Genomic DNA, 26,556 nt, shown 5'->3' with positions numbered 1-26,556 from the left:
CATGAAAAACAAAGGGATTATCGGATCAATCATCGCATTAGCAGTCGTATTAATTGGTGTTTTTGCTTATCAAATGGGGTCGCGTCAAACAAATGCGACCGAAAAAAAGGAAGAAATGAAAACCGTGGGTATCCTGCAATTCATCAGTCATCCATCGTTAGACCAAATCAAAGACGGTGTAATCGAAGGATTGAAAAAAGAAGGATACGAAGATGGCAAAAATATCAAAATTGAATTTTTAAACGGCCAAGGCGATCAAAGCAAATTAAACAGTATGAGCCAGCAGCTCTTAGAAAAAGATTCTGATGTTTTAGTGGGTATCGCCACACCAGCAGCGAAAGCATTAGCCAACGCAACAAGTGATAAGCCGATCATCATGGGGGCTATCAGCGATCCAATCGGTGCCGGTTTAGTAAAAGATTTGAAAAAGCCAGGGAGCAACATCACCGGCGTAAATAATCTTACACCAGTTGATCAGCAGTTAGATATGGCAAAAGAAATGTTTCCAAATGCAAAAACAGTCGGTATGATCTATTCTTCTTCGGAGGAAAATTCTAAGTCACAAATTGAACGAGCAGAAAAACGTGCCACAAAAGACGGCTTAACCGTTAAAAAATACGCGATCAGTTCTAGTAATGACATTGCTCAAATTACGCAACAAGCTTGTCAGGAAACAGACTACCTATATATTCCGCAAGACAACACGATCGCCAGTGCGTTCCAAACGTTGATCAATGAATCCGACAAAGCCAAAAAACCAGTGTTTGTTTCAGTAGACAACATGGCCAAAAAAGGCGGCATCGCAACTGTTGGACAAAACCAATTTGATTTAGGGGTTGAAACTGGAAAAATGGCGGCAGATGTCTTAAGCGGCAAAGCCAAACCAGCAGATACACCAGTAAATGTCATTGATTATGGCGACATGATCATCAATGAAGAAAAAGCGAAAGAGTTAGGCATCACGATTCCAGAAAAAATCAAAGAAAAAGCAGAAGTAGTTAAAGGGGAGTAGACAAATGGTAATTTCAGCAATTGGGCAAGGATTTTTATGGGGGATCTTAGGATTGGGAATATTCATGACTTATCGAATCTTAAATTTTCCTGATATGACAACTGAAGGGTCCTTTCCCTTGGGCGGGGCAGTCTGTGTGACGGCGATCACTAATGGGGTTTCTCCAGTCTTAGCAACACTTTTGGGAATCGTTGCAGGGATGTGTGCAGGCTTCGTTACCGGCATGCTGTATACAAAAGGAAAAATCCCGGTCATCTTAGCTGGAATTCTAGTTATGTCGGGATTGAACTCGGTGATGCTGTTCATTATGCAGACACCCAACCTTTCTTTATTAAAGCAACCTAAAATCCAAGATTTCTTTACAAATTTAAACCTGCCAGACCATTTTGATATCGTTTTGTTAGGTTTGATCGCGATCATCATTATCGTAGCTCTACTACTGTTTTTCTTTTTCACTGATTTTGGCCAAGCCTATATTGCGACAGGTGACAATGAAAACATGGCACGTTCGATCGGTATCAATACCGATCGCATGAAGGTAATCGGATTAACCTTATCAAATGGTGTGATCGCATTGTCTGGAGCTTTGATTGCACAAAATGACGGCTATGCAGATATTGGCAAGGGCGTGGGCGTAATCGTTATTGGGTTGGCTTCTATTATTATCGGCGAAGTATTGTATGGCGAAGTTACCTTCGTTGAGAGATTGGTTGCGATCGTTTTGGGCAGCATCATCTATCAGCTGCTGATTTTGATCATCATCAAGGCGGGCTTAGATACCACCTATTTGAAGATTTTCTCGTCAATCATTTTGGCATTGTGCCTGATGATCCCTCGCTTAAAAGAAGCATTAAACTTAAAGACTGGACTGGAAAAGGAGGAGTGATCGTATGAATGCATTAGAGGTTAAAAAAGCAAGTAAAACAATCAGCAACGGAGTGAATGATCAGCGTAAAATCCTGAATAATGTCGATTTGACGATTGCCCCTGGCGAGTTCGTTACAGTCTTAGGCGGCAACGGCGCAGGAAAAAGTACACTTTTCAACAGCATCTCCGGGACGCTGCAATTAGATAGCGGGACTGTTTCAGTAATGGGCAAGGATTTGACCAAATTATCAGAAGAGCAACGGGCGACAGCTATCTCACGTGTGTTTCAGGACCCGAAAATGGGAACAGCTCCACGACTGACTGTCGCTGAAAACTTAGGTTTAGCAGAAAAAAGAGGCGAAAAACGGCGATTGCGTCAGCGTCAGTTGAACCAAAAGAAAGAAATGTATCGTGAGCTTTGCAAACTAGTGGGGAATGGTTTGGAAAATCATCTCGATACCCCAACAGGATTTCTTTCCGGCGGACAGCGTCAGGCCTTGAGCTTGCTGATGGCGACAATTACAAAGCCGGATTTATTATTACTAGATGAACACACAGCTGCACTCGATCCTAAAACAGCAAAGCAGTTAATGCTTTTAACGGATCAACGGATCAAAGAAGAGAATCTAACCTGTTTGATGGTCACCCATAAGATGGAGGATGCTTTAAATTATGGCGATCGCGTGATCGTGATGGAAAAAGGAGCGATCATCAAAGATATTCGTGGTGAAGAGAAAAAGCAGATGACCCTTGCGGACTTATTCCTGCTTTTTGAAGAGAACGAGAGTGTAGCTGAAGTAATGTAAATAAAGTTTTTTTACAGAAAATTAGAATAATGGGTTGACTTATGAGAAAAACAACTCTATACTAAGTTCAATCTTAAATCAGTTTGGAGCGATTTTTATGAATAAGAATAAGAGTACGCACACACAACTGAATAATTATTACTTTAGCTATTTTAGATAGGTTTGTATTCATGATTCATGGATGCAAACGACACAAGTTTGTATCTATGATGGCTAAGGATTTTAAGTTTGACTTAATGCCACATAGATGAAAATCTATAGTGGCTTTTTCTTTGGTATCTTTTCATGGGAGACTAGGCTCACTGTAGATTTTCTACGGTGGGCCTTTTTGCTGGTTTCGCTGCAATTCAGCAAACATTGACGAAAAGGGAATAAGTTCATTTTTCCGGCTTTGGGAAAATGAGTCCAAAGATTCCGAAGCAGCTGGTTTCTATAGGACAAATAAAAAATGAAGAGGAGTGAGGAAAGATGGAAAATCAAATTTCAGGAAGAACGCGGTTGGCTGGGTTATATGCGTTGCCGGCAAGGCACAGCTTTTCACCCATGATGCACACAACAGCGTTCCAAGCGACGGGGGTTGATGCAGTCTATTTAAGCTTTGACGTTCAGCCAGAAAGACTTGGTGAAAGTATTCAAGCGATTCGTGATCTTGAAATGTTAGGAATCAATTTATCGATGCCTCACAAGATGGAAGCAGTCAAATACGTCGATGAGCTTAGTCAAGCAGCTCGCCTGATCGGAGCAATCAATACCATCGTGAATCAGGATGGAAAATTGATTGGACATATCACCGACGGCATTGGCTGCATGGAAAGCTTAAAGCAAAATGGGATAACGATCATCGGTAAGAGAATGACGATTCTTGGAGCCGGTGGCGCAGCAACTGCAATTATTACGCAGGCCGCGATTGACGGAGTAGAGGCGATTGATGTATTTAACATCAAGGATGATTTCTATCAAAAAATCGAGCCAAAACTTGCGATGATCGCTGAAGAGACCAACTGTCAAATTCAATTGCATGACTTAGCAGATGAAAAACAATTGACCGAATCTTTAGGAGCAAGCAGTCTATTAATCAACGCGACAAATATCGGGATGGCACCCAACACAGATCAGCTGCCATTGCCGAATGTATCATTATTAAGAAAAGACCTGCCAGTCTTTGATGTCATCTATCATCCAGGTGAAACCAAATTATTAAAAGCGGCCAAAGCAGCTGGCGCAAAAACAGTCAACGGCTTAGGCATGCTGCTTTATCAAGGAGCAGCGGCTTTCAAATTATGGACAGGCCAGGAAATGCCTGTTGAACAAATCCAACCGTTATTGGAAGAAGCAATCAAAAAATAAAAAGCGAAGGAAGTTATTACTATGATCTTAATTATAAAAAAAGGCATTCAAGAATCTGAATTATCACCTATTTTATCCCGTATTAAAGAAGAGGGATTGGGAGTCCAAATCAATCATGGCAAGGATCGCTTAGTCTTAGGTCTCTTAGGAGATCCGAAAATCATTCAAAATGTACCGTTTCAAGCCTACAGTGTTGTTGAACGAGCAGTAGCTATCTCAAACACCTACAAGCTAACCTCAAGAGAATTTCATCCGCAGGATACAGTCGTGGATGTAGACGGCGTAAAAATCGGCGACGGCAGTTTTGTAACAATGGCTGGTCCTTGTTCAGTCGAAGGCGAAGAACAAATCATGGAAACCGCTCGTATGGCAAAAGCCGGCGGAGCGAAAATCTTACGTGGCGGAGCTTACAAACCACGGACTTCCCCATACGCTTTCCAAGGCTTAGGTGAAGAAGGCTTGAGGATCATGCACAAAGCAGCTGACGCTCATGGATTAAAAGTAATCACTGAAGTAATGGATGAAGCTCATATTGATGTCGTTTGTCAATACACAGATATTATTCAAATCGGTGCGCGGAACATGCAAAACTTCCGTCTGCTAGAAGCTGTCGGAAAGACAGGCAAACCGATTGGCTTGAAGCGCGGAATTTCCGGGACAATCCAAGAGTGGTTGAATGCTGCTGAATACATTGCGGTTCAAGGCAACTCAAAAATCATCTTCATTGAGCGAGGCATTCGAACTTACGAAACAGCTACACGAAATACCTTTGACTTAAGTGCTGTCCCACTGATCAAAAAATTGAGCCACTTCCCGATCATCGTTGATCCAAGTCACGGGACAGGCGTTTGGGATTTAGTCGCACCAATGGCTCGTGCCGGTGTCGCTAGCGGGGCAGACGGTATGATCGTTGAGATTCATCCTGATCCATTACACGCTTGGTCTGACGGCGAACAATCATTGAATGAGAAGAATTACCTGCAAATGATGAGTGAAGTCGAGATCATGGTAGAAGCGATGCAAAAGGTCAAGGAACTGACAAAAGAGCCTTCACTTATTTAAGGGCCGCTCTTTACTGTACTAGGAGGAACGCTTCATGGAAATTGTTTTACCAGACAAAAGCTACGAGATTATCGTAAAGCGCCACGCCATTGATTCTGTCGGTGAATGGATCGCTTCACTTTGGCAAAATAAGAAAATCGCGATCATCAGTGACGAACACGTCTTCCCACTTTACGGCGATAGGATTCAACAACAGCTGACCGACTATGAGGTTTGTCATTATACCGTTCCTGCGGGCGAAAGCAGCAAATCATTAGAGATGGCCAATAGGCTATATGATTTTTTAGCGGAACAGCAGTTTACCCGCAGCGACGCAATTATCGCGTTAGGCGGAGGCGTTGTTGGAGACCTAGCCAGCTTCGTTGCTTCAACATATATGCGGGGCCTCGCTTTTGTTCAAATTCCCACCTCGCTGCTTGCTCAAGTCGATTCAAGTATCGGCGGAAAAACAGCAGTGAACTCAAGTAAAGCGAAAAATATGATCGGTACCTTTGCCCAGCCAGATGGCGTATTGATTGATCCAGAAACATTGACTACTTTACCAGAACTTCGCGTTCCGGAGGGCATTGCCGAAATTATCAAATGCGGCGCAATCAGTGATGCTTCACTGTGGAAGGACCTTGAGAAACTAACAGGAATCCAAGATCTTTTAGCTCATAGTGAAGCCATCATTCTAAAAGCCTTGCAAGTAAAGAAAACCGTTGTAGAAGAAGATGAATTCGATAATGGTTCGCGATTATTGTTGAATTTCGGTCACACGATCGGTCATGCGATCGAAAACACGGCTGGATATGGAACCATTAGTCACGGCGAAGCAGTCGCGATCGGAATGGTGAAAATTTCCCAATCAGCTGAAGAAAAAAAGCTTTCTCCAGCAGGGATCACTGAGAAAATCAGTGCCATGAATCAAAAATATCAATTACCCACCAGGTACCAACCTTGGGAAGCTGAAAAATTTTATAACGCTATCACTCATGATAAAAAGGCGCGAGGAAACAGCCTGAATATTGTCCTGTTAAAAGAAATAGGTCAGGCCTACATTCAAAAAATCAAATTGACAGAAATAAAAGACTTTTTAATAGAAGGGAAGTAGTTTATGCGTTACTTAACAGCTGGAGAATCTCATGGACCAGAATTAACTACAATTATCGAAGGTGTTCCAGCAGGACTAGCACTTTCCGTTGAAGCAATCAATCAAGAATTAAGCAGGAGGCAAGGCGGCTACGGTCGCGGCGGTCGAATGAAGATCGAAAAGGACCAGGTACGGATCACTTCTGGCGTCCGTCATGGCAAGACATTAGGATCTCCAATCACCATGATCGTCGAAAACCGCGATTGGAAAAATTGGCAGAAGGTCATGTCAGTCGAAGCGGTGGCTGAAAAGGATGAGAAATTACGTCGGGTTTCAAAACCGCGACCAGGGCACGCTGATTTAGTTGGCGGTATGAAATACCATCATAATGATCTTCGTAATGTGCTTGAGCGTTCATCTGCTCGTGAAACTACGATGCGGGTAGCAATCGGGGCTCTTGCTAAACAAATCTTAGCAGCAGTCGATATTGAAATCGCCAGTCACGTTGCCGTTTTAGGGGGAATCGATGCGAATGTCCCAGAAAAGCTAAGTGTTGAGGATATCAAAGCAAAAACTGCTGTCTCTGAAGTCAATATGGTCGACGAAACAGTGGAAGAAGCCGTGAAAGAACTGATCGACCAAACTAAAAAGGCAGGAGATACCATTGGCGGTGTCGTAGAGGTACGAACAGACAACGTGCCTGCCGGATTAGGCAGCTATGTTCAATGGGATCGCAAGTTAGACGGTAAAATCGCTCAAATCATGATGAGTATCAATGCCTTCAAAGGAGTTGAATTCGGGATTGGTTTTGAGGCAGCACGACGACCGGGTTCAAAGGTAATGGATGAGATCGTTTGGCAGCAGGGCTACAGCCGGACAAGTAATCACCTTGGCGGCTTCGAAGGCGGAATGACCAATGGTGAACAGATTATCGTTCGCGGAGTAATGAAGCCGATCCCGACTTTGTACAAACCGCTGATGAGTGTCGATATCGATACAAAAGAGCCATACAAAGCAAGCGTTGAACGCTCAGACAGCACGGCAGTTCCTGCGGCCTCGGTTGTAGCAGAGCATGTCGTTGCTACAGTATTAGCAGAAGAGATTTTAGAGAAATTTTCATCAGATACAATTGATGAACTACAGCAAGCGGTTGCTGAATACCGTGAAGCCATTAAAAACTTTTAGGAGAGAGGGTACGTCTATGAGAAAAAAAGTGTTCGTCTTAGGACTCGGTCTAATCGGCGCTTCACTTTGCAGGGCAATCAAAAATCCAACAATCGAGCTGTTTGGCTGGGATTATTCGCAAGAAACTCGTGAAATCGCTGAGGAAGTTGGATTAGTTGATCAAATTGCTTCTATTAAAAGAGCACCTGAGATGGATATCATTATTCTAGCCGTACCCGTTTTATCGACACTGCATTATTTGCATGAACTGTCACGTCTGCCGTTAAAAGAATCTGTCATTGTTACGGACACCGGCAGTACAAAAAATGAGGTCATGAAATTAGCTAAAACGCTGCCCTTTACATTTATTGGCGGACATCCGATGGCAGGCTCTCACAAATCGGGAGTCAAAGCAGGAAACCCCAATCTTTTTGAAGAGGCCTACTACATTTTGACACCGTCTGAAGGAACGAATGTTGAGCCATTAATGGCATTATTAGAGCCGACTCGCGCGAAATTTGTTGTGATTGAACCTGAATCTCATGATGAGATCGTAGGGGTCTTGAGCCACTTGCCTCACATCGTGGCATCAGGTTTGGTAAGGATGAGTGATCAGCTAGCAGAAGCTCATCCTCGTGCAACACAACTCGCTGCTGGTGGTTTTCGCGATATCACACGAATTGCTTCATCAGATCCGCAAATGTGGACCGATATCTTGCTGACTAATCGTTCGATTTTACTAGATTTGATCAGCGGCTGGCAAAATGAAATGACTAAAATTCGTGAAAGCTTAATAAGGGAAGATCAGCCAGCAATCTATGACTTCTTTAGTCAGGCAAAGCATTCACGTGACCAGCTACCAACTAAAGATCGTGGAGTGATTCCAGCATTTTATGATCTTTATATCGATATTCCGGATATCGCAGGGGCAATCGCCAAAGTCATGACGATTATAAGCGAGGCAGACATCTCAATTATTAACTTGAAAATTCAGGAAACGCGGGAAGATATTTTCGGTGTTTTAGAACTTTCATTTAAGAATCAAACGGACCTGGAAAAAGGACAATTACTAATTGAAGAAGCGGATTTTCGTTGTCGCAGAAGGAGTTGAACAAATGAAACTATTAAATACTAAAACAGGGCTAAACGGTGAACTGACCGTACCAGCAGATAAATCCATTTCACATCGCAGTATCATGTTCGGTGCGATTAGTCATGGGAAGACGACCGTACACAACTTTTTAAGAGCAGAGGATTGTTTGAGCACTATTGCTCTTTTTAAAGCATTAGGTGTGACGATTAATGATGACGGCAAAGAAATAACCGTTGAAGGAAAAGGGATAGAGCATTTGCAAGCCCCCAAAGACCTGCTAGATGCCGGAAATTCTGGTACGACGATGCGTTTGGTGTTAGGTATTTTGGCAGGGCGGCCGTTCCACTCAGAAATCGCTGGTGATGCTTCATTAAATCGCCGCCCGATGGAACGTGTTATGGGACCACTAAGAGCAATGGGGGGAGACCTGCAGGGCAAAGAAGGAAGTGAATTTCCTCCTATTAAAATTGACGGCAAACAATTATCAGCGATCACCTATGAAATGCCGATCGCCAGTGCTCAAGTCAAATCGGCGATTCTTTTTGCCGCACTACAGGCAGATGGTTTAACTACTATTATTGAAAAAGAAAAATCACGCAATCATACGGAAGAAATGATCAAACAATTCGGTGGAAAGATTTCCGTCGAGGATAAAACTATTACTGTAGTCGGAGGACAGCAGCTGATTGGACAAGAAGTGACCGTTCCTGGAGATATTTCCTCTGCCGCCTTTTATCTTGTAGCAGCTAGTTTGCTGCCAGAAAGCAATCTTTGCTTAAAGCATGTTGGTATGAATCCAACGCGTACTGGTATTTTGGATGTACTGCAAGAAATGGGCGCAAATATCCAAGAAGCGGCTCTTGATCAGCAAAATCAGGCCGCAGATCTTTTGATCAAGTCCGCAGCATTAAAAGCTGTTGAAATCGGCGGAGAAATCATTCCGCGCTTAATCGATGAGCTTCCCGTCATTGCTTTAGCGGCAACACAAGCGAACGGGACAACGATCATTCGCGATGCCCAAGAGTTAAAAGTTAAGGAAACCAATCGAATCGACGCAACAGCCCTAGAGTTGAATAAATTAGGCGCAGATATTGAAACGACTGATGATGGAATGATCATTCATGGTCCAACCCCGTTACACGGCGGAATTGTTGACAGCCATGGTGACCATCGAATCGGAATGATGCTGCAGATCGCAGCTTTGCTGACAGAAGAAGCCGTCGAACTCAATAATCCTGAAGCCATCAATATTTCTTATCCGAACTTTTTCACTGACTTAAGCTCAATAATAAAGGAGAATGTCTAATGGAATCAATTGTCTTAATCGGCTTTATGGGAGCCGGAAAAACCACTATTAGTAAAGAACTTGCCGCTACACTGAATGCCCGTGTAGTAGATATGGATGATGTATTAGTTGAGCGGATCGGCCAGCCGATCAGTGATTATTTTGAAGAACATGGGGAAGCCTCTTTCCGTGAGCATGAATCGAATCTGTTAAAAGAAGCATTGAATCAAGAATCCGTTATCGCAACCGGCGGGGGAGTCATCTTGCAAAAAGAAAATCAAAAGGTGTTATCAGATAAATTGGTGGTCTATCTAAAGGCCGATGCTAATGTACTCGTAAAACGAATTCGCGAGGACAAAGTAAACATTCGTCCATTAGCGATCAAAAATGATGATGGCGACTTAAAACGTTTATTCTTTTCACGGGAGAAGCTCTATGAAAAATTGGCGAAAATCACTGTAGATACCTCAGAAAAATTGCCAAAAGACATCGTGGAAGAAATCATTCAACAAGTCGAGGTCGCTTCGTAATGAAAGTTGGTTATTTGGGACCAAGAGGGTCATTCACATACAGTGCTGCAGCGAACTTTTTTAAAGAAGAGTCACTTTTGCCCTATGATTCCTTAACCGCATTGCTGGAAGAACAGCGAAAGGGCGCGTTGGACTATTGTGTTGTTCCTATCGAAAATACGATCGAGGGCTCTGTACTGCCGACGCTAGATTTGATTTTTCAAACATTGCCGACGATTCAGGCAGAAATTGTATTGCCGATCCAGCAGCAATTAATGGTCCATCCAGCTCATGCCCAATCGTGGAGAGAAACTGAATTGATCTGCAGCCATCAACAGGCACTGGCACAATCACAAGTCTTTCTGATGAATCATTTTCCGACAGTCGATATCGAGCAGATCGGTTCAACCGCTCAAGGCGCGCAAAAAGTCGCTGATAATCCTGATAAGCGGTATGCAGCGATCGGTTCGCGTGCTGCGGCCAAACAATTTGGGTTAACAATCGTACAGGAAAATATCCAGTCAATCACTGAGAATGAGACACGCTTCTGGGTCTTGGGTGCACAGCCGGTTGCGGGGAACATGCCACATGGAAAAAATAAGGCGACGATTTTATTCGATTTGGCGTCTGACCATCCCGGAGCGCTTTATCAGTGCTTAGCGATCTTTGCAGGAGAGAACATCAACCTGACCAAGATCGAATCTCGCACACAAAAAACAAAATTAGGTGAATATTTCTTTATTATTGATTTGGAAACACCAGAAGAAGGGACGCTCAGCAGCGTACTCGATCAGTTAAAGGAACAGAACTTTACCGTCACATTGATCGGTGATTATCCAACATATCTTCCACAGGTTAGAAAATCTTAGTAGTTAAGGTTTTCTAATTTTTTTTGATAAAAATAAGACAAAGTCCGAATGATTTGCTATTTTAATAATAATAGTATTGAGATGAAGAGGTGCACTATGAGCCGAATGGACAAATATAAGAAGGTTCACGAGGAAAGTCAAAAGGAGGAGAAGAAACCTTTTGGCTTTCGACGTGAAATGAAGAAGGATGGAAGAACAGAGAATACTAGGTATGAAGAGCCTAGATATGAAGAACCGCAAGAAACTTATCGAGAGCCTGAAAAAGAGTTTTATTACGAAGATCACTACCAAGAGCCGAAGAAAAAACGTTTCAGCTTCAAACTGCCAACAGTCAAAAATCCATTTAAGCGAAAACCGAAAAATCCTTACGTGCAAAAGCCGAAGAAAAAAAGAGGCTGGCGCAGAATTTTAGTCATGATCCTAATCGCCATTTTAGGATATTCCGTGATTTCCTTCGGTATTGGGAATTTTGTTGCAAAGCAGGATTCCTCTATGCCTAAGATCGAGACACAAGAATTTAATGGGGCGACCTCAGAAAATGGAAAAAGGAATATTTTGCTTTTAGGCAGCGACACACGTGACAATATCAGCGGCCGCTCTGATTCTATGATGGTTCTGCAAGTTGATGGATGGGGAAAGCCTAAGCTTGTTTCCTTTATGCGAGATATGTATGTCGATATCCCTGGAGTAGGGCAGAATAAATTAAATGCTGCTTACGCTTACGGCGGGGCTGATCTTGTGCGCCAGACACTGAAGGAAAATTTCGGGATCGACTGCCGCTATTATGCGATGGTTGATTTTCAGACCTTTGAAAAGGGGGTAGACGCGCTGTTCCCTCGAGGTGTCAAGATGGATGCTGAAAAGGATATGAGTGCTTATATCGATGAACCAATCACAAAAGGAACACAGCGAATGAATGGTCACACCTTGTTGAACTATGCTCGCTTCCGGATGGATGAAGAAGGAGACTTCGGTCGGGTACGTCGCCAGCAGCAGGTCATGCAGTCGGTTTTTGGTCAATTGATCAATCCGCTAGTATTACTGCGGGGACCTTATGCTGCCGGAAAAATATGGGGATATCTATCAACAGATATGCCGAATAGTTATGTGCTGACTCATCTCTTCAATTTTGGGAAAGCAGTCGGAGGCCTCAACCGATTGACATTACCGGTCGATGGCTCATGGTCCTATATCGACACTGCCAATGCCGGGAGTGCGTTAGCCGTTGACACAAATCAAAATGCACAAGCTGCCCAAGAGTTTTTAGGGAAGTAACCGGATTTTGATTCCCATCATTCTATGAGTGTGCTATATTATAATTATTGTAAATTTTGATTGAAACGAGGAAACGACTATGAAACTAGCGATCGTGACAGATAGTACTGCTTATCTGAATGAACGCGTGCGCAATCATAAAGATTTGTTCATCATTCCGATCCCCGTCATTATTGACGGAAATCCTTTCGAAGAAGGGGTAGACATCGGTTACGAAGAATTTTATCAAAAATTGAAGAACAGTAAGGATTTCCCAAAAACCTCTCAACCCGTTTTAGGTGAAGTCTACGAACTTTATCGTTCGATTAAAGAACAAGGCTATGACACAGTTATCAGCATCCACTTATCAGAAGGGATCTCGGGTTTTGTTCGTACACTGACAGCAATCAAAGATGACATCGATGGGCTGCACATCATTCCTTATGATTCCAAGATTACCAGTGTTCCTATGGGGTATATGGTGGAAAGAGCCTTGGAATTGAGCGATGAAGGGAAATCGTTAGAAGAAGTGCTGCAGGCGATCGACCAGATTCGTGATACTACCAATGCCTATATTATTGTTGACGATTTGGATAACTTGGTTCGAGGCGGACGTTTGACCAATAGTGCTGCGATCATCGGCGGTTTGTTGAAAATCAAGCCGATCCTAACCTTTGAAGAAGGGAAAATCGTTTTAGCAGAAAAAATTCGTTCATTGAAGAAAGCCTTGCAGCGGACGGAAGAAATTATCGAAGAACGTCGTCAGGAAAATAGCGATGAATTGCGAATTTACGTCATCCATGGAAATAACCCTGAGCTAGCACAGCAGGAATATGATAAGCTCCGTCAAAAATATCCAGATGCAACGATTGATATCGGCACATTCGGGCCAGTCATCGGTACTCATTTAGGAGACAAAGCAATTGCTCTTGGCGTCGCGAAATAAGCATTGACTCACTAACTTGTTTAGTGAGTTTTTTTGCGGATTCAAAAAGTCCTTCCTTTCCTATCAGCTGATAGGAGTTAGTTGCAAAATCCATTCGAATTGCGTATTCTAACTTCATTAGTAGTTTAGTAATTTAGTAAATTACTAAACCTATTTTGTAGAACATTATCGCTTATGTGGTAAGGCTTGACTAAAATAAAATGAAGCAGCTAGGAGGATTTCTAATGAAGATACCAACAAACTTAAAACATAAACCCGTTTTTTTAGTGGAAAATTACGATAAAATCGATGGCCATCATGCTTGGGATAGCGACGCCAAAGGTCTGACATTAGGTTTAGCTCAATGGAATGACCGTGGTCGAGTAGATATTTCTGGAAAGGTTTGGCGCCATACTGGAGAAAAATGGTCACGTCAATCAGAGGAACTACCGATCACTCGAATTTTGGATTTGGCGATCTTAGTGGCACAATCAAGTATTTACTTGCAAGATGCCTATCGCTACGAAAAGTTTTATGATCCTGAAAATCCTAAAGTAGAGATTCTCGGCCTGCAAGGCGGACGCATGGAAGTCAAAGTAGATACTGAAAATCCTAAAATCGACGAAGACATCATCCTGTTCAACGATACGATGAATAAGGATGGAGACTTGATTGCTCAACGCTACCGCACACTGAAACGTCTTTTAGATGAATTAGGCTATTAGAAATTAATTACGAGGTGAATAGGATGGAAAAATCTTTTGTCGTGACTGAAGGGCGAAAGTTTACCAAAGTAGAGGAACAAATGATTTGGCGTAAACCAACCAGTCATAAGACCAGCAGAGAAGAACTAAGAATTGCCTCAGAGATCAAGAGTAACTGGCTTGATCCTGAGATGAAAATCATGAACGTTTTGCTAGAAGGAGACGCTGGTTCAGGTAAAACGCAGCTGGCTCGTGCTCTTTCTGACGATCTGCAGCTGCCATATACAAAGGTGACTTGTTTTGCCGACATGGATAAAACAGATGTTTTTGGCGCCTTATTGCCTGTTGTCAGTTCAGATGATGAAGATGATCAAGAATTACTGGAAGCAATTTATCAAACGGATTCTCTTCAAGAGGTGCTGGCAATCATCCAGCGTCATTTTCAAATTGATGCGGATCAGGCAAAGAAACGCTTGAGTAACTTAATTGAGCGAATTGATCAAGATGAAATGACGACAAGCGTCGAATATAAATTCTATCCTTCAGAAATCGTTCGCGCCATGCAGAAGGGGTATCTGCTGGAAATCCAAGAGCCTACAGTGATTCGAGATGCTTCTGTTTTGGTCGCTTTGAATTCAGCGCTAGAACCAAACGGCTTATTGAATATCCCAACGGGAATCATTCGTAGACATCCTGATTGTGTCGTTATAATTACAACGAACCGAAATTATCAAGGAAATCGTCCGCTAAACGAATCATTGCGAGACCGCGTACAGCATGCAGAGAAAATGGATCTGCCATCGATTGAAGTCATGATCGATCGTGCCATTGCCAAAACCAATTTTACGGACCATGATTATTTAGAAATCATGGCAGAAATCATTCGATTGTTGGATGAAACAGCCAAGGCAAATGCTATCAAAGGTGTTGCTGGAATGCGTTCCTATTTCTTCTGGGTCAACAGCTTGAAGCAGGGACAAGATCCTCTAGAAAGTATTTTTCCCAAGGTTTTATACAAATTGACTACGGACGAAACAGAATTGAAAATCCTGCAAGAGGCTTTGGAACAAAGTAAATTGCTAACAGAGCTTCAGCAGGTAAAGAACCAGCAAAAAATGAAGCAGGGCAGAAAAATCAGTCAGGCAGAAGCCGAGCAGCGGAATATTTTAGAGGAAGCAGAAGAAGCAACGCTGAAAGGCGAAGCCGAAACTGGCGAACTCTCAACAGAAAAGGAAGAAGCAGAACCAACAATTGCTGAAAAAGAAAAGCAACCAGAAAAAGCGTCGATTGCCGATGATGCAGAAAGAGGGGATGCGGAAGCAGAAAGCTCCTCAGCTTCAATCGACGAAGAAGATAAAATCGGTTCAGCGATGTCATTAGATGAAATGGCGGAGCTAGATAAAACAAAACGAAAAGAACGGAACCGTGAGATACGAGAAAGTTTAAAGGAAACAATCCATGCAAAAGAAGGAACGATTCTCCATCGACCAGCTATCAACGAGACTGCCATCAAAAACGGGCACGAGCTGACTAAAAGCGTCTTACCAGAGGTAGAAAGTTTAAGTCGCGTCATCAATGACCTGTTGAATAAAGAGGTTAGTAATGATTACGCAAGCGGGAAATACTATGGCGCGAGATTTAATCCAAGCCACGTAGCCTACGGCGATTTAAGAAATTTCGATAAGAAAAATCCACCAAGTGAACAGCCTTCATTAGCATTGGCAGTGAGGGTCGATGAATCTGGTTCGATGCTGCGAGACGATCGTATTCAAAATGCTAAATTGGCTGCAATCGCATTGAGTCTCTTTGCTGAGAAGACTGAAATTCCGCTGATGCTGTATGGTGATTCGGCAGATCTTAGCCAACGAGAAAAAACGTCAATCTATTCGTATAAAGAATTTGACGATAACTTTGATTATATCGCAGCAAAGATTTCGACAATGAAGCCACGACAAAACAATCGTGATGGTGTTCCGTTGAGATTACTAGCTGAAAAATTGAGTCAGCAGGCCGCCGATACGAAAGTCCTACTATCTATCAGTGACGGTCAGCCGAAAGCACTCCCAGATTATACTGGAGAAAAAGCCAAACAAGATATTCAATCCGTTCTCGCTGATTATGAACGCAAGGGGATCCTGTTCATTGCTTGCGCCATCGGTGAAGATAAGGAGCAATTGCGGGAACTATATGGTGAAAATAACTTTGTCGATATTTCTGATATTTCAACACTGCCGCAGCAGCTTCTACAATTAATTGCACGGTTTATCTAAAAGAAAAATTTCTGCGTAAAAAGACCGGTCCCCAAGAGCTAGATCAAAAATCTAACTTCTGGAGACCGGTTTAAAATTTGCGGGGATTTTTTTGTTTAATACGTTGCTCGAGGACCGCCGATATATTTTGGACGGCTGCGTAGAGCAGTTACATGAGCACCGCCTAATTCCTTAATTGATGGACGAACAGGCACCTGTACATATTTTACATGCATCCCAATCGATGTATCGCCGATATCGATTCCGGCTTGAGCGACAATGTGTTCAACCTCAACCGGATCACTGAATTGTTCAAAAGCTGCGACCGAGCAGGAACCGCCAGCATGCAATGCTGGTTTAACCGAGACAATTTCCCAGTCTTTTTTTTCAGCAAGTGTTCGCTCGACAACGACAGCGCGATTGATGTGTTCGCAACCTTGCACAGCTAAATAGATTTGTTTGGGATCAAGAATGGATTTCAATGTTTCAATGACCCATTGGCCAACCTCTTCACTAGAATTTTTTCCGATCGTGCCGCCAACGATTTCACTCGTAGTACACCCTAGTACAAAAGTATCTCCTGCCTTGAGCTCAGCTGCCTCTAGGACATCGTTAGTGATTGTTGTTAGTTGTTGCTGTAATTTTTCTTTCTCCATTTTTACAAACTTCCTTCTATTAACTATTTATATTGAGGGTGGCGCAGAACCTTTTGCAATGCATGAAAAAGTGGAACTGTCACCGCGATACCAAATATATTTTGAATACAATTGCCGGGCAGCGAAGCCAATCCAGCAGGCCAGCCAAATAATAAGGCTGTTGCCAAGGCGTAGCCGATGATCATGAATAAGCTTGCAAACAGAAAGCCTAAGCCAAGACCTTTTTTATTGGGGAACTTATGATAGAGATAACCTAAGATAAAACCTTGAATACCATGAATGATAATCGAAAAGACTGCCCATTCGGGATAACCGGAAATCATGTCAATCAAGCCGCCGCTTAAGGCACCGACCAAGAACCCGCCGCCTGGTCCAAAAAGCAGAGCAGAGGCATAAATTCCTACTTCACAAAGCGTCACAAAACCTTTTGTCGCAGGAATCGGGATGATAAATAAAATGGACAGCGTAACGGTTAACGCCACCATCATCGCCAATTTGGTCAACTCCTTTGTTTTCATGTCATCACCTCCGTCTGAACGCTATCACCGAACCAAACATTTCCTTCACCATTTTTCAACGTGATTCCATTCTTGATTCCTTGATAAACATACTCTTTACTTTTACTGATCGCTGGAATCAGCTCTTTACCCAGAACCAAATTCGAAGTGATCGCAGAAGCAAAGCTGCAACCAGCACCGTTAATTGCCGCTTGAGTTAATTTGGGCTTTGAGAAGAATTCTGATTGTTCGCCATCATAGAACAAATCCGAAGCCAACTCGCCAGAAAGACGTTCACCGCCTTTTATTACGACAGAACGCGCACCAAGCGCCAAGATTTTTCGAGCAGCCAGAGCCATCTCATCCAAATTAGTGATTGGTTGCTGGGCAAGAATCTCAGCCTCTTTTAAGTTCGGCGTAATAATTGTCGCAAAAGGAAACAGTTCAATTAGTTTCTCACGATAGGTATCACCATAGACACGATCTGTTTCCTTAAAGGCCATTACCGGATCTAAAACGATTGGTCCAACAAATCCACGCAAAAAAGATTTAACTATTTCCAAAGATTCTAGCTGATGTATCAGTCCAATCTTTATTCCATCTACATTCAGATGATCCTTGATCGTAGTCAGCTGCTCCTGCAAAAGACTAGGCGACAGATCATTTATCTCAAACTGATGATTATTGACGACGGCTACGCAAGTAATCGCCGTTAAACCAAATAACTGATGATTCTCAAAAACTTTTATATCTGATTGCAGTCCGCCTCCAGCTAAAGTATCTGAACCTGCAATTGTCAGCACTGTTTTTGTCATAGATAAACTCCTCATATCCTATATCAATTTTTCATAGACATTTAAACTGGTCACATTAATGATTCCTATTATAAAGTGCTGAAATAAAAAATAAACAGCCAATTGGTTGTTTTGCAGCTCATCCAATTCCAGGTGAAAATATTTGTTCCAAAAGGAAAATTGCGTTAGCATAGGGATTGAGAAAGGGGATCATGTGTATGAAACTATTTATTGCTGGTGCAACAGGGCGAGTAGGCGAAGAATTGATCAAGAATTTAGTAGAAAATGGGCACTATGTTTACGCAGGTGCTCGTCACGATGAAACCATCGAAGCAAAAGAGGCAGTGAAACCCGTTCATTTGGATTTGCACGGCTCTATCGCTGAAATTGCTGACACGTTAGCAGATGCCGAAGCCGTTTATTTTGTCGCTGGTTCACGCGGAAAAGATCTGCTGCAAACAGACCTGTATGGAGCAGTGAAATTGATGCAGGCTGCCGAACAAAAAGGAATCAAACGTTACATCCATTTAAGTTCATTATTTGCTCTTCAACCAGAAAAGTGGAGCAGCACCTTAACTGATTACAATATCTCAAAATTCTTTTCAGATCGCTGGTTGATTGATAAGACGAATTTGGATTATACGATTTTGCAGCCTGGCAGCTTGATGGAAACTCCGGGAAGTGGAAAAATAACCACTGATATTACTGGGAAATCAGAAAACTCGATAGAAAACGTTGCAGCTGTTTTAGCGGAAATGCTTGAACAGGATAACACCATTAAGAAAGTCGTTTTAATGGGAGACGGAGAAATACCAATCGAAGAAGCAATAAAAAATATATAAAAAAAGGGTCCACTCAGTGCAAAAGCTTATCTGAGTGGATTTCTCTTTTATGAATTCAGACAAGCCGAAAAATATTAAATAATTTCTTAGTCTTTCGACTAACTTAATGATAAAATAGAGATTGCTGAAAAGAGAATTCCGTAATCAAGGAGAGACCTTATGAATCTTCATAATATTCATGATCCTAGAATCGAAGAGGGGGTTCAAATGATCCGAAAAAGGAAAATCGCAAAATACTATATGAAAGTCCAGGGCTTTGCTAAGAAAGAGGCCCATGAAACGGCAAAGAATACACAGCCTGAGTTTGCGGAAGCACGCCGCCTTTATCTCGCTTTGTTTTATGAGGCGAAGCCGGTATTTGCTGATCGCAACGAGAAAGAAAAAGCGTTGAGAGTTTATCAAGTATTCAGCTTTTTGGCTTTGATTTGTTTTGTTGCCTGGCTATTTAGTAATGGGTATCTAAACGGCTCCAGCGTAACCGACAATTTTCTTTTGATAGCTTTGGTGATTAATTTTGCCGTTACCAGCTATTTCGATGAAAAGGTCACTGAACGAATCCACGAACGAAAGACTAGAGAGCTCTTACGTCATAAACCTGAAGCGCTAAACAAATTAGTACAAGTAGAGGAAATCAAGCGGAATATTTTTCGTGCAGAGCATCGCGGCATCAAATTAGTGGAAGAACAAAAAGAAGAGGCCGAAAAGCAACCGGATGCTCAAGAGAAGATCATTACGTTAGAAAAAATAAAAGCGCTGCGTGATAAAATCAAAAAATAGCCAACTACGTTAAGTTAAAAACGTGGTTGGCTATTTTTGTCTAATAATCTGATTTGCTTTTTACGAAAGGGTTTGCAATAATTCGAATTAGAAAGAGTAGGAGGTCAGTGTGAATGCTCAGAGCAATTATTTTTGATATGGACGGCGTGATTGTCGATACTGAATTTCAAGATTTTAGAATTCAACAGGAATTTATTAAAAAAGAAAATCCGACAATCGACCAGAAGAAGACGAATTTCAATGAATTGATTGGTCAATCTTATGACATGCTTTATGAAACATTAAGAAAATTTATTGGCAGCAATGATTCATTAAATGAAATCAAGGAGCGCTTTGAAAGATTTAATGAAGCCGCTTATGAAACAATAGACTACCTGCAACTGTTTAGAACAGACATTCTTTCCATTTTAAAATGGGCAAAGAAAAATGAGATTTTATTGGCAGTCGCATCCTCATCCACACATGACCACATCCTTGAAGTCCTGACAGCTTGCGGTATCAAAGAATACTTTGACGTGATCTATAGCGGAGAGTTTGTTAAAGAAAGCAAACCAAATCCCGAAATTTATTTAAATACGTTACAGCAATTGACTATCGAACCTGAGCAGGCAATCGCTATTGAAGACTCTTACTATGGAATTACTGCGGCGAAAACCGCGGGTATTACAACGATCGCCTATAAAGAAACGAGAGCTGCGATCGATCAAACCTCCGCAGATTATTTAGCTGCAGATATGATTGAGATTTATAAAATCATCCAATCACTAAAATAGGAGAGAAAGGGTGTAGTAAATAATTTAGCTCGACATCTAGTTTAGCCGTTAAAAATCATAATTTAATTTTCGAATATCAGAAATAGGTAAAACACTCTGCAATTCTCTGTTGAGTGTTTTCGTTATTTCAAGAATTAAATTACCCGCTATAATAAACCATAGCGTATCTTTATGTTGATAAAATGTAATCAAGTGATTACTATATAGAATGTAACTGATTGATTACATTTAGGAAAGAGTTGCATACATGATAAAAAATCGAATTAAAGTATTAAGAGCGGAACGTGATTGGACTCAAGCCGATCTAGCGGATTATGTCGGTATTTCTAGGCAAGCAGTAATTTCTATAGAAAAATATAAATATACACCTTCATTAGATTTAGCCTTTTCTATTGCCAAAGCTTTTGATGTTGATATTAATGAAGTATTCAAACAGGAGGATGATATGAATGAGTAAGCTACTTATTCTCTTAGGATTATTGATTCTATTTCTTTTTATCCTTTTAAAGGATTCGTACAGTAAGAAAAGAGAAGTTGAGTACAAGAATGATGAACGGTGGCAACAAATTAAGTTGAAATCCAGTGTCATTGTATTGAAATTTTATGACATGATCATTGTTTTAAATTGTCTTGCCTTCTTTTTTACTGATTTGTTTAATAATCATTTTGCTTCAATCACTCTCGTAAAAGCTTTTCTTTACGCATTCTACATCATGTTGGTTCGCTATCCCGTTGAATATTTTGCTTTAAGATATTACGATCAAAGGTTATGATGACATATCTAAATGAAGATTAGTTAAAAACTAAGAATAATTGTAAAGATAGAAGAGCCTGCGAGTTACTAATAAATCCTTTGTTGCATTTAAAGTAACCATCTCAGTAAGAATAAAATACAACCATTAAGACGAATGGATCGAATTACAAGGACAATTATCGTTAAGGAACTTGTAGCTAACTAGAAACCTTGATGCCAACAATCAAATGTTTAGGTAGGATATATTTATGTGAAAATAATCACATTTGATCATGGAAATAATTTTTTTATTTCATTAGAAATGAAACTCACAATGGATTACTAAGAAAATAATTTTCAAAGGCATTTATCAAAACTAAAATCGAATAATCTGATACAAAGCATGTATTTATGATCATTAAAGCTTCTTAGGTGAAATTATGTTACGAAGAATTTCATCTAAGAAGCTTTTGGAAATTTTTAAAACGATTCTTATATTGATAAAAAGAATAAAATAAACAATAGTCTTATTATATGGATAAATCAGAACATAATACTATGGATTAAGTTACGAACGATTGCCAGTTTAAAACTGAATGTTTTAGACTGACATTATTCCAATGTAACTTGGTATAATGTATATTATGTAAACTAGAATAAAAAAATTTATCTTCATTTAATAACAATTTATCTATCTCAGGTTCAGACATTCCTTGTTCCTTTAAATAACAGTAATGTTGCTTTATTAAAGCATCTTTCTCAAAAGTAATGACTTCCGAGCGTTTTAAACCTCTTGAACATAAATAGCTTTTACGACCGATTAAACGTTTATCTTGCATATCTTTAGTCATGTACTTAGATATATACGCACCGACATTATCAACATGCTCAATCGATTTAAGATCAACAAAACCTTGTTTCCAATAGTGATTTTTAAAATATACTTCACTTTTTCTGATTTCAGTTTCAGAAAAGCCTTTGATAAATGGATAATTTATTAACAAGTGATAATGAATTGCACCACGTTTTTGAAATTCTCTAACTCCAACGTAATGCAATTTACCGTAGTCCTTTCGAAGTTTTCGAATGAACTGCTTTACTTTTTCATCATAGTAATCAATATCGTCCGAATTCTTTGCAACGGTTAACGTAACAAACGTGCTTTTGTTATTCGGGAAGTTATTGATTGCAAGCCTTCTGAGCGTGTTTCTAGCGTCTCTTAATGTCTGAGCCAACCGCGCTTCTTTTCTGTCGTATTCTGATATACCTTGCTGTAATCTTTCAATTTCTCTTTTTTCCTTGTTAAGAGCTGGGTCAAGGTCTAGCAATTCTTCAATAAACATCTGAGCAAGCTCATTTTGTCCATTTGCCATGAAATTGCAGACCGAATCAAAAAGTTCTCGCCTTTTTTCAGTCAAACGTTCATAAGGATTAATAGGTGTGTTGTCCATTTCATAGACTTCTAAAACGTCACCAGAACGGATAATTTTATAATACATATAAAACCCCATTCCCAAGCGTCTAATTCCACTTTTTTACTCTAACTCCGTGCTACAATCAAGTTAGAAGAAAAATCCTAAAAACTCCAAGTAGCACCCTTAATAACACCTAAGAAAACAAGTAGCATAGCAACTATAATAAGAATTGCTGCTAGGTATAAACTAAACTTACTTTTGCCCTTTTTTGAAAAAGGATCTTTCCTTATCCTGCCACTTGTAACGATAAACTGTAAAATTAAAATCAGTGTAATTAATAAAATAGCTTCTAACGCAAAACCAACCTTAAGTAAATCACTTTCCACAATCGTCATTATTGACCTCCAAAAATTTTCCGAATTTTCATATCATTTCTAACTAATTCATCAATAATGGTGGCAATATATACTTTACCGTTAACCTGTTTTTCTTGTTCTTTTGCACGCTTTCCAAGATATTCATAGACTTCAGGATCAAATGTTACAGTTTTTCTTACTTTATCTTTTGCAATAGTCAACTTCTCACCTCCTAGTACAACACCACTATAGGTAAGAGTGTAGCACCTAGAAAAATCAAACACAAGACATTAATGACTATTTTTATTAATTATAGATTATATAGGTTATTTTCAAACCGAGGTTTGAACGCCCCACCTCGGCGTCTCCGGTAGATGATTCATAAAAATAAGGATAAGCCCCTCCTTATTTTGACAAATCATGAATTTATCGTTTTTCATAGATTGCTACGCCTGCGATCACCATAATCATTACAACCGTCCAATAGCAACAAAATTCATAAAATTGCATTACTTAACCCTCCTAAAAGCGAACGAATCCTATTACCTGGATTAAATTTTGTTCGTATTATTAATAATTTAACCAGTTGAAAGAAAGAAGATCTCACAAGGTTTACTGTGAAATTTCCGAACGATTGAAAAAGGCTTGTATTACCTTTTCATCTTCTTCTACACGGGTATCTAAAGAATCGATCACAGCATAACTATCATATGATTCTCGAATTTCATCGGTTTGAATAAAATTCTTTTTTCTCCAGCAAATCATTTTATTTTTCTTATCAGGATTAGCAATAAAATACTCATACTCAATTGGGTCATAGTATCTTTCAAAAGTCCAACGTCCCCAAACTGTTTTACAGGATACAACTTCAAACGTTTGCTCCCTAATAGCTTTTGCAACCCTCGTGAAAACTTGGCTAGTTGCTAGTATTTTTATTCCTTGTTTACGCTGTTGCGTAATCGTTCGTAAAATTGTGATCGGGAATGATCTCGTTTGATTATCAAAATCGTTTTGAATTTCATCCCATCCGATCACTACACCACAATACCCATTTTCACGAGCTATTTTGGCGATCGTAGGCAATTCAGCTAAGCTAGTTAATGCAAAATCTTCGTCTTTATATCCAAAATTTGTAGCAATCAATAGCTTCGAATATTGTTCTCTATAATTAATCAAATCTTTAACCATTGACATAGTTTTCCCAGACCCTTGTACGCCAGAATACAGCCTTAATCCATACTCGTTGAAAGGCTTTTTTCCTTCTTTTAGTAATTGATAATATCTATATAGATCAATGAACTTCCATTTAATGAATTTTAGTAATTTCATCGAATAATACCTCCCTTAAAAAACTTTTTTTGGCAGAGTTTAAATATACTTTTAAATAAGCGAGCTGACACTCGCGCGTACGCGAGCCTCAGCTCCTGCTTAATTTATAAAGGGAATTTTTTTAACTATCGCCATAAAAATATTTTTTAAGAATACGAAATTATCTCGAATGACAACTACTGAAATTATCATTAAAATCACTTTTACGTCGATCAAAATATCTATATATCTGAAAAATTTCCCTAACTCGCCAATGTAACCAAGATTAAAATCGAAATCGAATGACGGTATCAATCCTATAATGAAATCAATGACACCGAAAAGTAGATCAAACAATAACTCTATTATCATTCGATCACCTCGCCCCTAGAATGAAACCAATGATACATGTCAATTAAGAAGCCTAGTAAGACAAATCCAGTGACAAAACCTCTTATATAAGGTGCAAAATCGTTTAACTTTGAAAAAGGCAATTTTACTTCTCCTTCAAACATGCCGTTTAAATCAAAGTTTTGGTCTTCAACTTTTGCTTGACCACCAAACAAACTCTTAAAACTATCAATCCAACCAAAAATAAATGGAAATTTTGATTTTATAGTTTCTCCTGTTGAATCAAACTTTTTTTGCATGAAATCTAAATTTTCAGGAACTATCAAATGAATTATTTTGTCTAATAAATTATCAAGGAAAGATAAGACTTCCTTCAAAGCCCTAGTAACTTCATTGATTGCAGTTTCCAAAACACTTCCTAAAGTTTTAATTGCCGTTTCAAGAATGCTGCCAATAGTTTGAATTAATTCCCTAATCCAACCACTGCTATCTTCAGTTCCAATCTTTTCATAGATATCAGCTAACCATGAGATAATAAATTGGGCATACAGTTCAACTGTTTTAAAATGTTCTTCCTGCAAAGCTAGATATCTAATAATTGTGCTCAAATTTGTATTAATCACATTTTGTGACGACAAGAGATAAACTAGATCATTGTGAATAGTATCTAATTGTCCATGTTGCATTTGCAACCAATCGGAAACTACTTTCAATAGCTTATTTGTCGTATTTTGGCTTTCTAAGAAGATTACAAACCATTCAGTCATTAACTCCTTAGTTTCTTCAAACCCAGCCACAATTGAATATCTGAGACGATAAATAGCACTCTCTTTATCGTTCATATCAAAATAATGTTTCATGATTAAAGCAAAATGCGATCTTGACTCTTGAAATTGATTTTTAAACAGTCTTACTGCTTTTCCGTCTTTCTCGCTAATTGAACCACCGTCATAGTGTTCAGCGTCCCATAAGCCGACATTATCGCTACTAGCTTTCACTATCGCAGCGACCACTCCTAAAAGTTCTGCTTTTAACTTATCAATAGATTCCTGTTGGGCATTATGAAGCTGATATAGCTGTAAAATACTAGCTGAATGACCTGTTAATAATGCAGAATGAGAATCAAGCGAATCCTGTTGGGTATTGTGAAGCTGATATAACTGGGAAATTTGAGCCTGATTTGTATTCAATTTTTCAGTGTGACTATTTATAAGTTTAGAATGCGAATCAAGTGATCCTTGTTGCAAATTATGGAGTTGATACAATTCACTTATTTTTGAACCAGCAGAATTTAATGATTCCGAATGACGTTCCAGAATTGCTTGGTGTTCATTTCTTAATTGATACAGTTGATTAATCGAATTAGTATGTTTGCCAAGTACAACGCCCTGATCATCATTCAAACGGTACAATTCACTAATTTTTAGACCAGCAGAATTTAATGATTCCGAATGACGTTCCAGAATTGCTTGGTGTTCATTTCTTAATTGATACAGTTGATTGATTGAATTAGTATGTCTGCCAAGCACAGCGCCCTGATCATTTATTAAACCGTATATCTGTTTTATATTTGCACTGTGACTATCAAGAGAAGTCTGTTGTGTATTATGCAATCGATATAATTCATTTGTCCGTTCTAATACTAAATTCTGAATTATTTCAGTGGTACTTAAACGTGAATTAATCCGATCAATTCGATCATTCGCATGGTTAATCCCATCTGTCGCTGATCTCTTGTTAGCATCAACCTTTAAAATCAGTAAATTAAAATCAGACTTCAATAGATTTAATTTTGATTCCAGATTGGTTAAACGATCGTTTACAGTATCAGCAAAT

28 protein-coding genes are annotated in these 26,556 nt (G+C 39.9%); 20 read left to right on the top strand and 8 right to left on the bottom strand.

Annotated features, from left to right (window positions below):
• Position 1 precedes the first annotated feature (1 nt).
• The 15 genes from trpX (at position 2) to IGI67_RS03085 (ending at position 16,239) form a co-directional block, all read left to right on the top strand.
• Positions 2-1,012 (top strand): tryptophan ABC transporter substrate-binding protein, encoded by a 1,011-nt coding sequence (trpX, locus tag IGI67_RS03155; protein WP_429956722.1) that lies wholly within the window; start codon positions 2-4, stop codon positions 1,010-1,012.
• A 4-nt stretch (positions 1,013-1,016) separates the two neighbouring features.
• Positions 1,017-1,898, top strand: a complete 882-nt coding sequence (locus tag IGI67_RS03150) for an ABC transporter permease (RefSeq protein WP_429956721.1) — start codon at positions 1,017-1,019, stop codon at positions 1,896-1,898.
• Between the two features lie 4 nt (positions 1,899-1,902).
• Positions 1,903-2,685 carry an ABC transporter ATP-binding protein gene (locus tag IGI67_RS03145; protein WP_429956720.1) on the top strand — a complete coding sequence of 261 codons (783 nt, stop codon included), beginning with the start codon at positions 1,903-1,905 and terminating at the stop codon, positions 2,683-2,685.
• Positions 2,686-3,153: 468 nt separating this feature from the next.
• Positions 3,154-4,032: a shikimate dehydrogenase gene (aroE, locus tag IGI67_RS03140; protein WP_429956719.1), complete on the top strand. Its 879-nt coding sequence runs from the start codon at positions 3,154-3,156 to the stop codon at positions 4,030-4,032.
• A 21-nt stretch (positions 4,033-4,053) separates the two neighbouring features.
• Complete coding sequence (aroF, locus tag IGI67_RS03135; RefSeq protein WP_429956718.1) at positions 4,054-5,094, top strand: 3-deoxy-7-phosphoheptulonate synthase; 1,041 nt, start codon at positions 4,054-4,056, stop codon at positions 5,092-5,094.
• Positions 5,095-5,128: 34 nt separating this feature from the next.
• Positions 5,129-6,187 carry a 3-dehydroquinate synthase gene (gene aroB / locus IGI67_RS03130; protein ID WP_429956717.1) on the top strand — a complete coding sequence of 353 codons (1,059 nt, stop codon included), beginning with the start codon at positions 5,129-5,131 and terminating at the stop codon, positions 6,185-6,187.
• A gap of 3 nt (positions 6,188-6,190) precedes the next feature.
• A complete protein-coding gene (gene aroC / locus IGI67_RS03125; protein WP_429956716.1) occupies positions 6,191-7,351 on the top strand; it encodes a chorismate synthase in 1,161 nt (386 codons plus the stop codon).
• Positions 7,352-7,367: 16 nt separating this feature from the next.
• The gene (locus tag IGI67_RS03120; protein WP_429956715.1) at positions 7,368-8,441 is read left to right on the top strand and encodes a prephenate dehydrogenase; all 1,074 of its coding nucleotides are present in this window, start codon (positions 7,368-7,370) and stop codon (positions 8,439-8,441) included.
• Positions 8,442-8,445: 4 nt separating this feature from the next.
• A complete protein-coding gene (aroA, locus tag IGI67_RS03115; protein ID WP_429956714.1) occupies positions 8,446-9,729 on the top strand; it encodes a 3-phosphoshikimate 1-carboxyvinyltransferase in 1,284 nt (427 codons plus the stop codon).
• Positions 9,729-10,238: a shikimate kinase gene (locus IGI67_RS03110; RefSeq protein ID WP_207106461.1), complete on the top strand. Its 510-nt coding sequence runs from the start codon at positions 9,729-9,731 to the stop codon at positions 10,236-10,238. Before aroA ends, IGI67_RS03110 begins: the two co-directional genes overlap by 1 nt.
• The gene (gene pheA / locus IGI67_RS03105; RefSeq protein ID WP_429956713.1) at positions 10,238-11,086 is read left to right on the top strand and encodes a prephenate dehydratase; all 849 of its coding nucleotides are present in this window, start codon (positions 10,238-10,240) and stop codon (positions 11,084-11,086) included. The genes IGI67_RS03110 and pheA overlap by 1 nt, the downstream gene beginning before the upstream one ends.
• Positions 11,087-11,182: 96 nt before the next feature.
• Positions 11,183-12,361 (top strand): LCP family protein, encoded by a 1,179-nt coding sequence (locus tag IGI67_RS03100; RefSeq protein WP_429956712.1) that lies wholly within the window; start codon positions 11,183-11,185, stop codon positions 12,359-12,361.
• 79 nt (positions 12,362-12,440) lie between these two features.
• Positions 12,441-13,286, top strand: a complete 846-nt coding sequence (locus tag IGI67_RS03095) for a DegV family protein (RefSeq protein WP_207106458.1) — start codon at positions 12,441-12,443, stop codon at positions 13,284-13,286.
• A 224-nt stretch (positions 13,287-13,510) separates the two neighbouring features.
• The gene (locus IGI67_RS03090) at positions 13,511-13,990 is read left to right on the top strand and encodes a DUF6530 family protein (protein WP_207106457.1); all 480 of its coding nucleotides are present in this window, start codon (positions 13,511-13,513) and stop codon (positions 13,988-13,990) included.
• 23 nt (positions 13,991-14,013) lie between these two features.
• Entirely contained in the window at positions 14,014-16,239 is a 2,226-nt protein-coding gene (locus IGI67_RS03085) for an AAA family ATPase (protein ID WP_429956711.1), read from the top strand.
• Positions 16,240-16,334: 95 nt separating this feature from the next.
• Here IGI67_RS03085 and IGI67_RS03080 read toward each other — a convergent pair whose 3' ends face one another.
• From IGI67_RS03080 to IGI67_RS03070, 3 genes are read right to left on the bottom strand one after another with little or no spacing between them, the layout of a single operon-like run.
• Entirely contained in the window at positions 16,335-16,874 is a 540-nt protein-coding gene (locus IGI67_RS03080; protein WP_207106455.1) for a TIGR01440 family protein, read from the bottom strand.
• Positions 16,875-16,897: 23 nt separating this feature from the next.
• Entirely contained in the window at positions 16,898-17,392 is a 495-nt protein-coding gene (locus tag IGI67_RS03075) for an ECF transporter S component (RefSeq protein WP_429956710.1), read from the bottom strand.
• Positions 17,389-18,186, bottom strand: a complete 798-nt coding sequence (locus IGI67_RS03070; protein ID WP_429956709.1) for a bifunctional hydroxymethylpyrimidine kinase/phosphomethylpyrimidine kinase — start codon at positions 18,184-18,186, stop codon at positions 17,389-17,391. The genes IGI67_RS03075 and IGI67_RS03070 overlap by 4 nt, the downstream gene beginning before the upstream one ends.
• Positions 18,187-18,383: 197 nt before the next feature.
• On the opposite strand from IGI67_RS03070, the gene IGI67_RS03065 reads away from it, so the two are divergent.
• The 5 genes from IGI67_RS03065 (at position 18,384) to IGI67_RS03045 (ending at position 21,330) form a co-directional block, all read left to right on the top strand.
• Complete coding sequence (locus tag IGI67_RS03065; protein WP_429956708.1) at positions 18,384-19,007, top strand: NAD(P)H-binding protein; 624 nt, start codon at positions 18,384-18,386, stop codon at positions 19,005-19,007.
• 159 nt (positions 19,008-19,166) lie between these two features.
• Complete coding sequence (locus tag IGI67_RS03060) at positions 19,167-19,784, top strand: hypothetical protein (protein WP_429956707.1); 618 nt, start codon at positions 19,167-19,169, stop codon at positions 19,782-19,784.
• 113 nt (positions 19,785-19,897) lie between these two features.
• Entirely contained in the window at positions 19,898-20,557 is a 660-nt protein-coding gene (locus IGI67_RS03055; RefSeq protein WP_429956706.1) for an HAD family hydrolase, read from the top strand.
• A 247-nt stretch (positions 20,558-20,804) separates the two neighbouring features.
• Complete coding sequence (locus IGI67_RS03050) at positions 20,805-21,014, top strand: helix-turn-helix transcriptional regulator (protein WP_207106449.1); 210 nt, start codon at positions 20,805-20,807, stop codon at positions 21,012-21,014.
• Complete coding sequence (locus IGI67_RS03045) at positions 21,007-21,330, top strand: hypothetical protein (protein ID WP_207106448.1); 324 nt, start codon at positions 21,007-21,009, stop codon at positions 21,328-21,330. Before IGI67_RS03050 ends, IGI67_RS03045 begins: the two co-directional genes overlap by 8 nt.
• A gap of 523 nt (positions 21,331-21,853) precedes the next feature.
• Here the strand turns inward: IGI67_RS03045 and IGI67_RS03040 are convergent.
• The 5 genes from IGI67_RS03040 to IGI67_RS03020 all read right to left on the bottom strand — a co-directional run bounded on the left by IGI67_RS03040 (position 21,854) and on the right by IGI67_RS03020 (position 26,501).
• Complete coding sequence (locus tag IGI67_RS03040) at positions 21,854-22,789, bottom strand: rolling circle replication-associated protein (RefSeq protein WP_429956705.1); 936 nt, start codon at positions 22,787-22,789, stop codon at positions 21,854-21,856.
• Positions 22,790-22,866: 77 nt separating this feature from the next.
• On the bottom strand, positions 22,867-23,100 hold the full coding sequence (locus IGI67_RS03035) for a hypothetical protein (RefSeq protein WP_207109647.1): 234 nt from the start codon (positions 23,098-23,100) through the stop codon (positions 22,867-22,869).
• Positions 23,100-23,282 (bottom strand): hypothetical protein, encoded by a 183-nt coding sequence (locus IGI67_RS03030; protein ID WP_207109646.1) that lies wholly within the window; start codon positions 23,280-23,282, stop codon positions 23,100-23,102. Before IGI67_RS03030 ends, IGI67_RS03035 begins: the two co-directional genes overlap by 1 nt.
• A 391-nt stretch (positions 23,283-23,673) precedes the next feature.
• A complete protein-coding gene (locus IGI67_RS03025) occupies positions 23,674-24,390 on the bottom strand; it encodes an ATPase (RefSeq protein ID WP_207109645.1) in 717 nt (238 codons plus the stop codon).
• 347 nt (positions 24,391-24,737) lie between these two features.
• Entirely contained in the window at positions 24,738-26,501 is a 1,764-nt protein-coding gene (locus IGI67_RS03020; protein ID WP_429956704.1) for a hypothetical protein, read from the bottom strand.
• Positions 26,502-26,556: the final 55 nt, after the last annotated feature.

Source organism: Enterococcus sp. AZ196 (genome assembly GCF_050498845.1).
GTDB lineage: Bacteria > Bacillota > Bacilli > Lactobacillales > Enterococcaceae > Enterococcus_A > Enterococcus_A murrayae.
The sequence above is the reverse complement of the archived record's forward strand: the minus strand, read 5'-3'. Positions and strand labels throughout refer to the sequence as shown.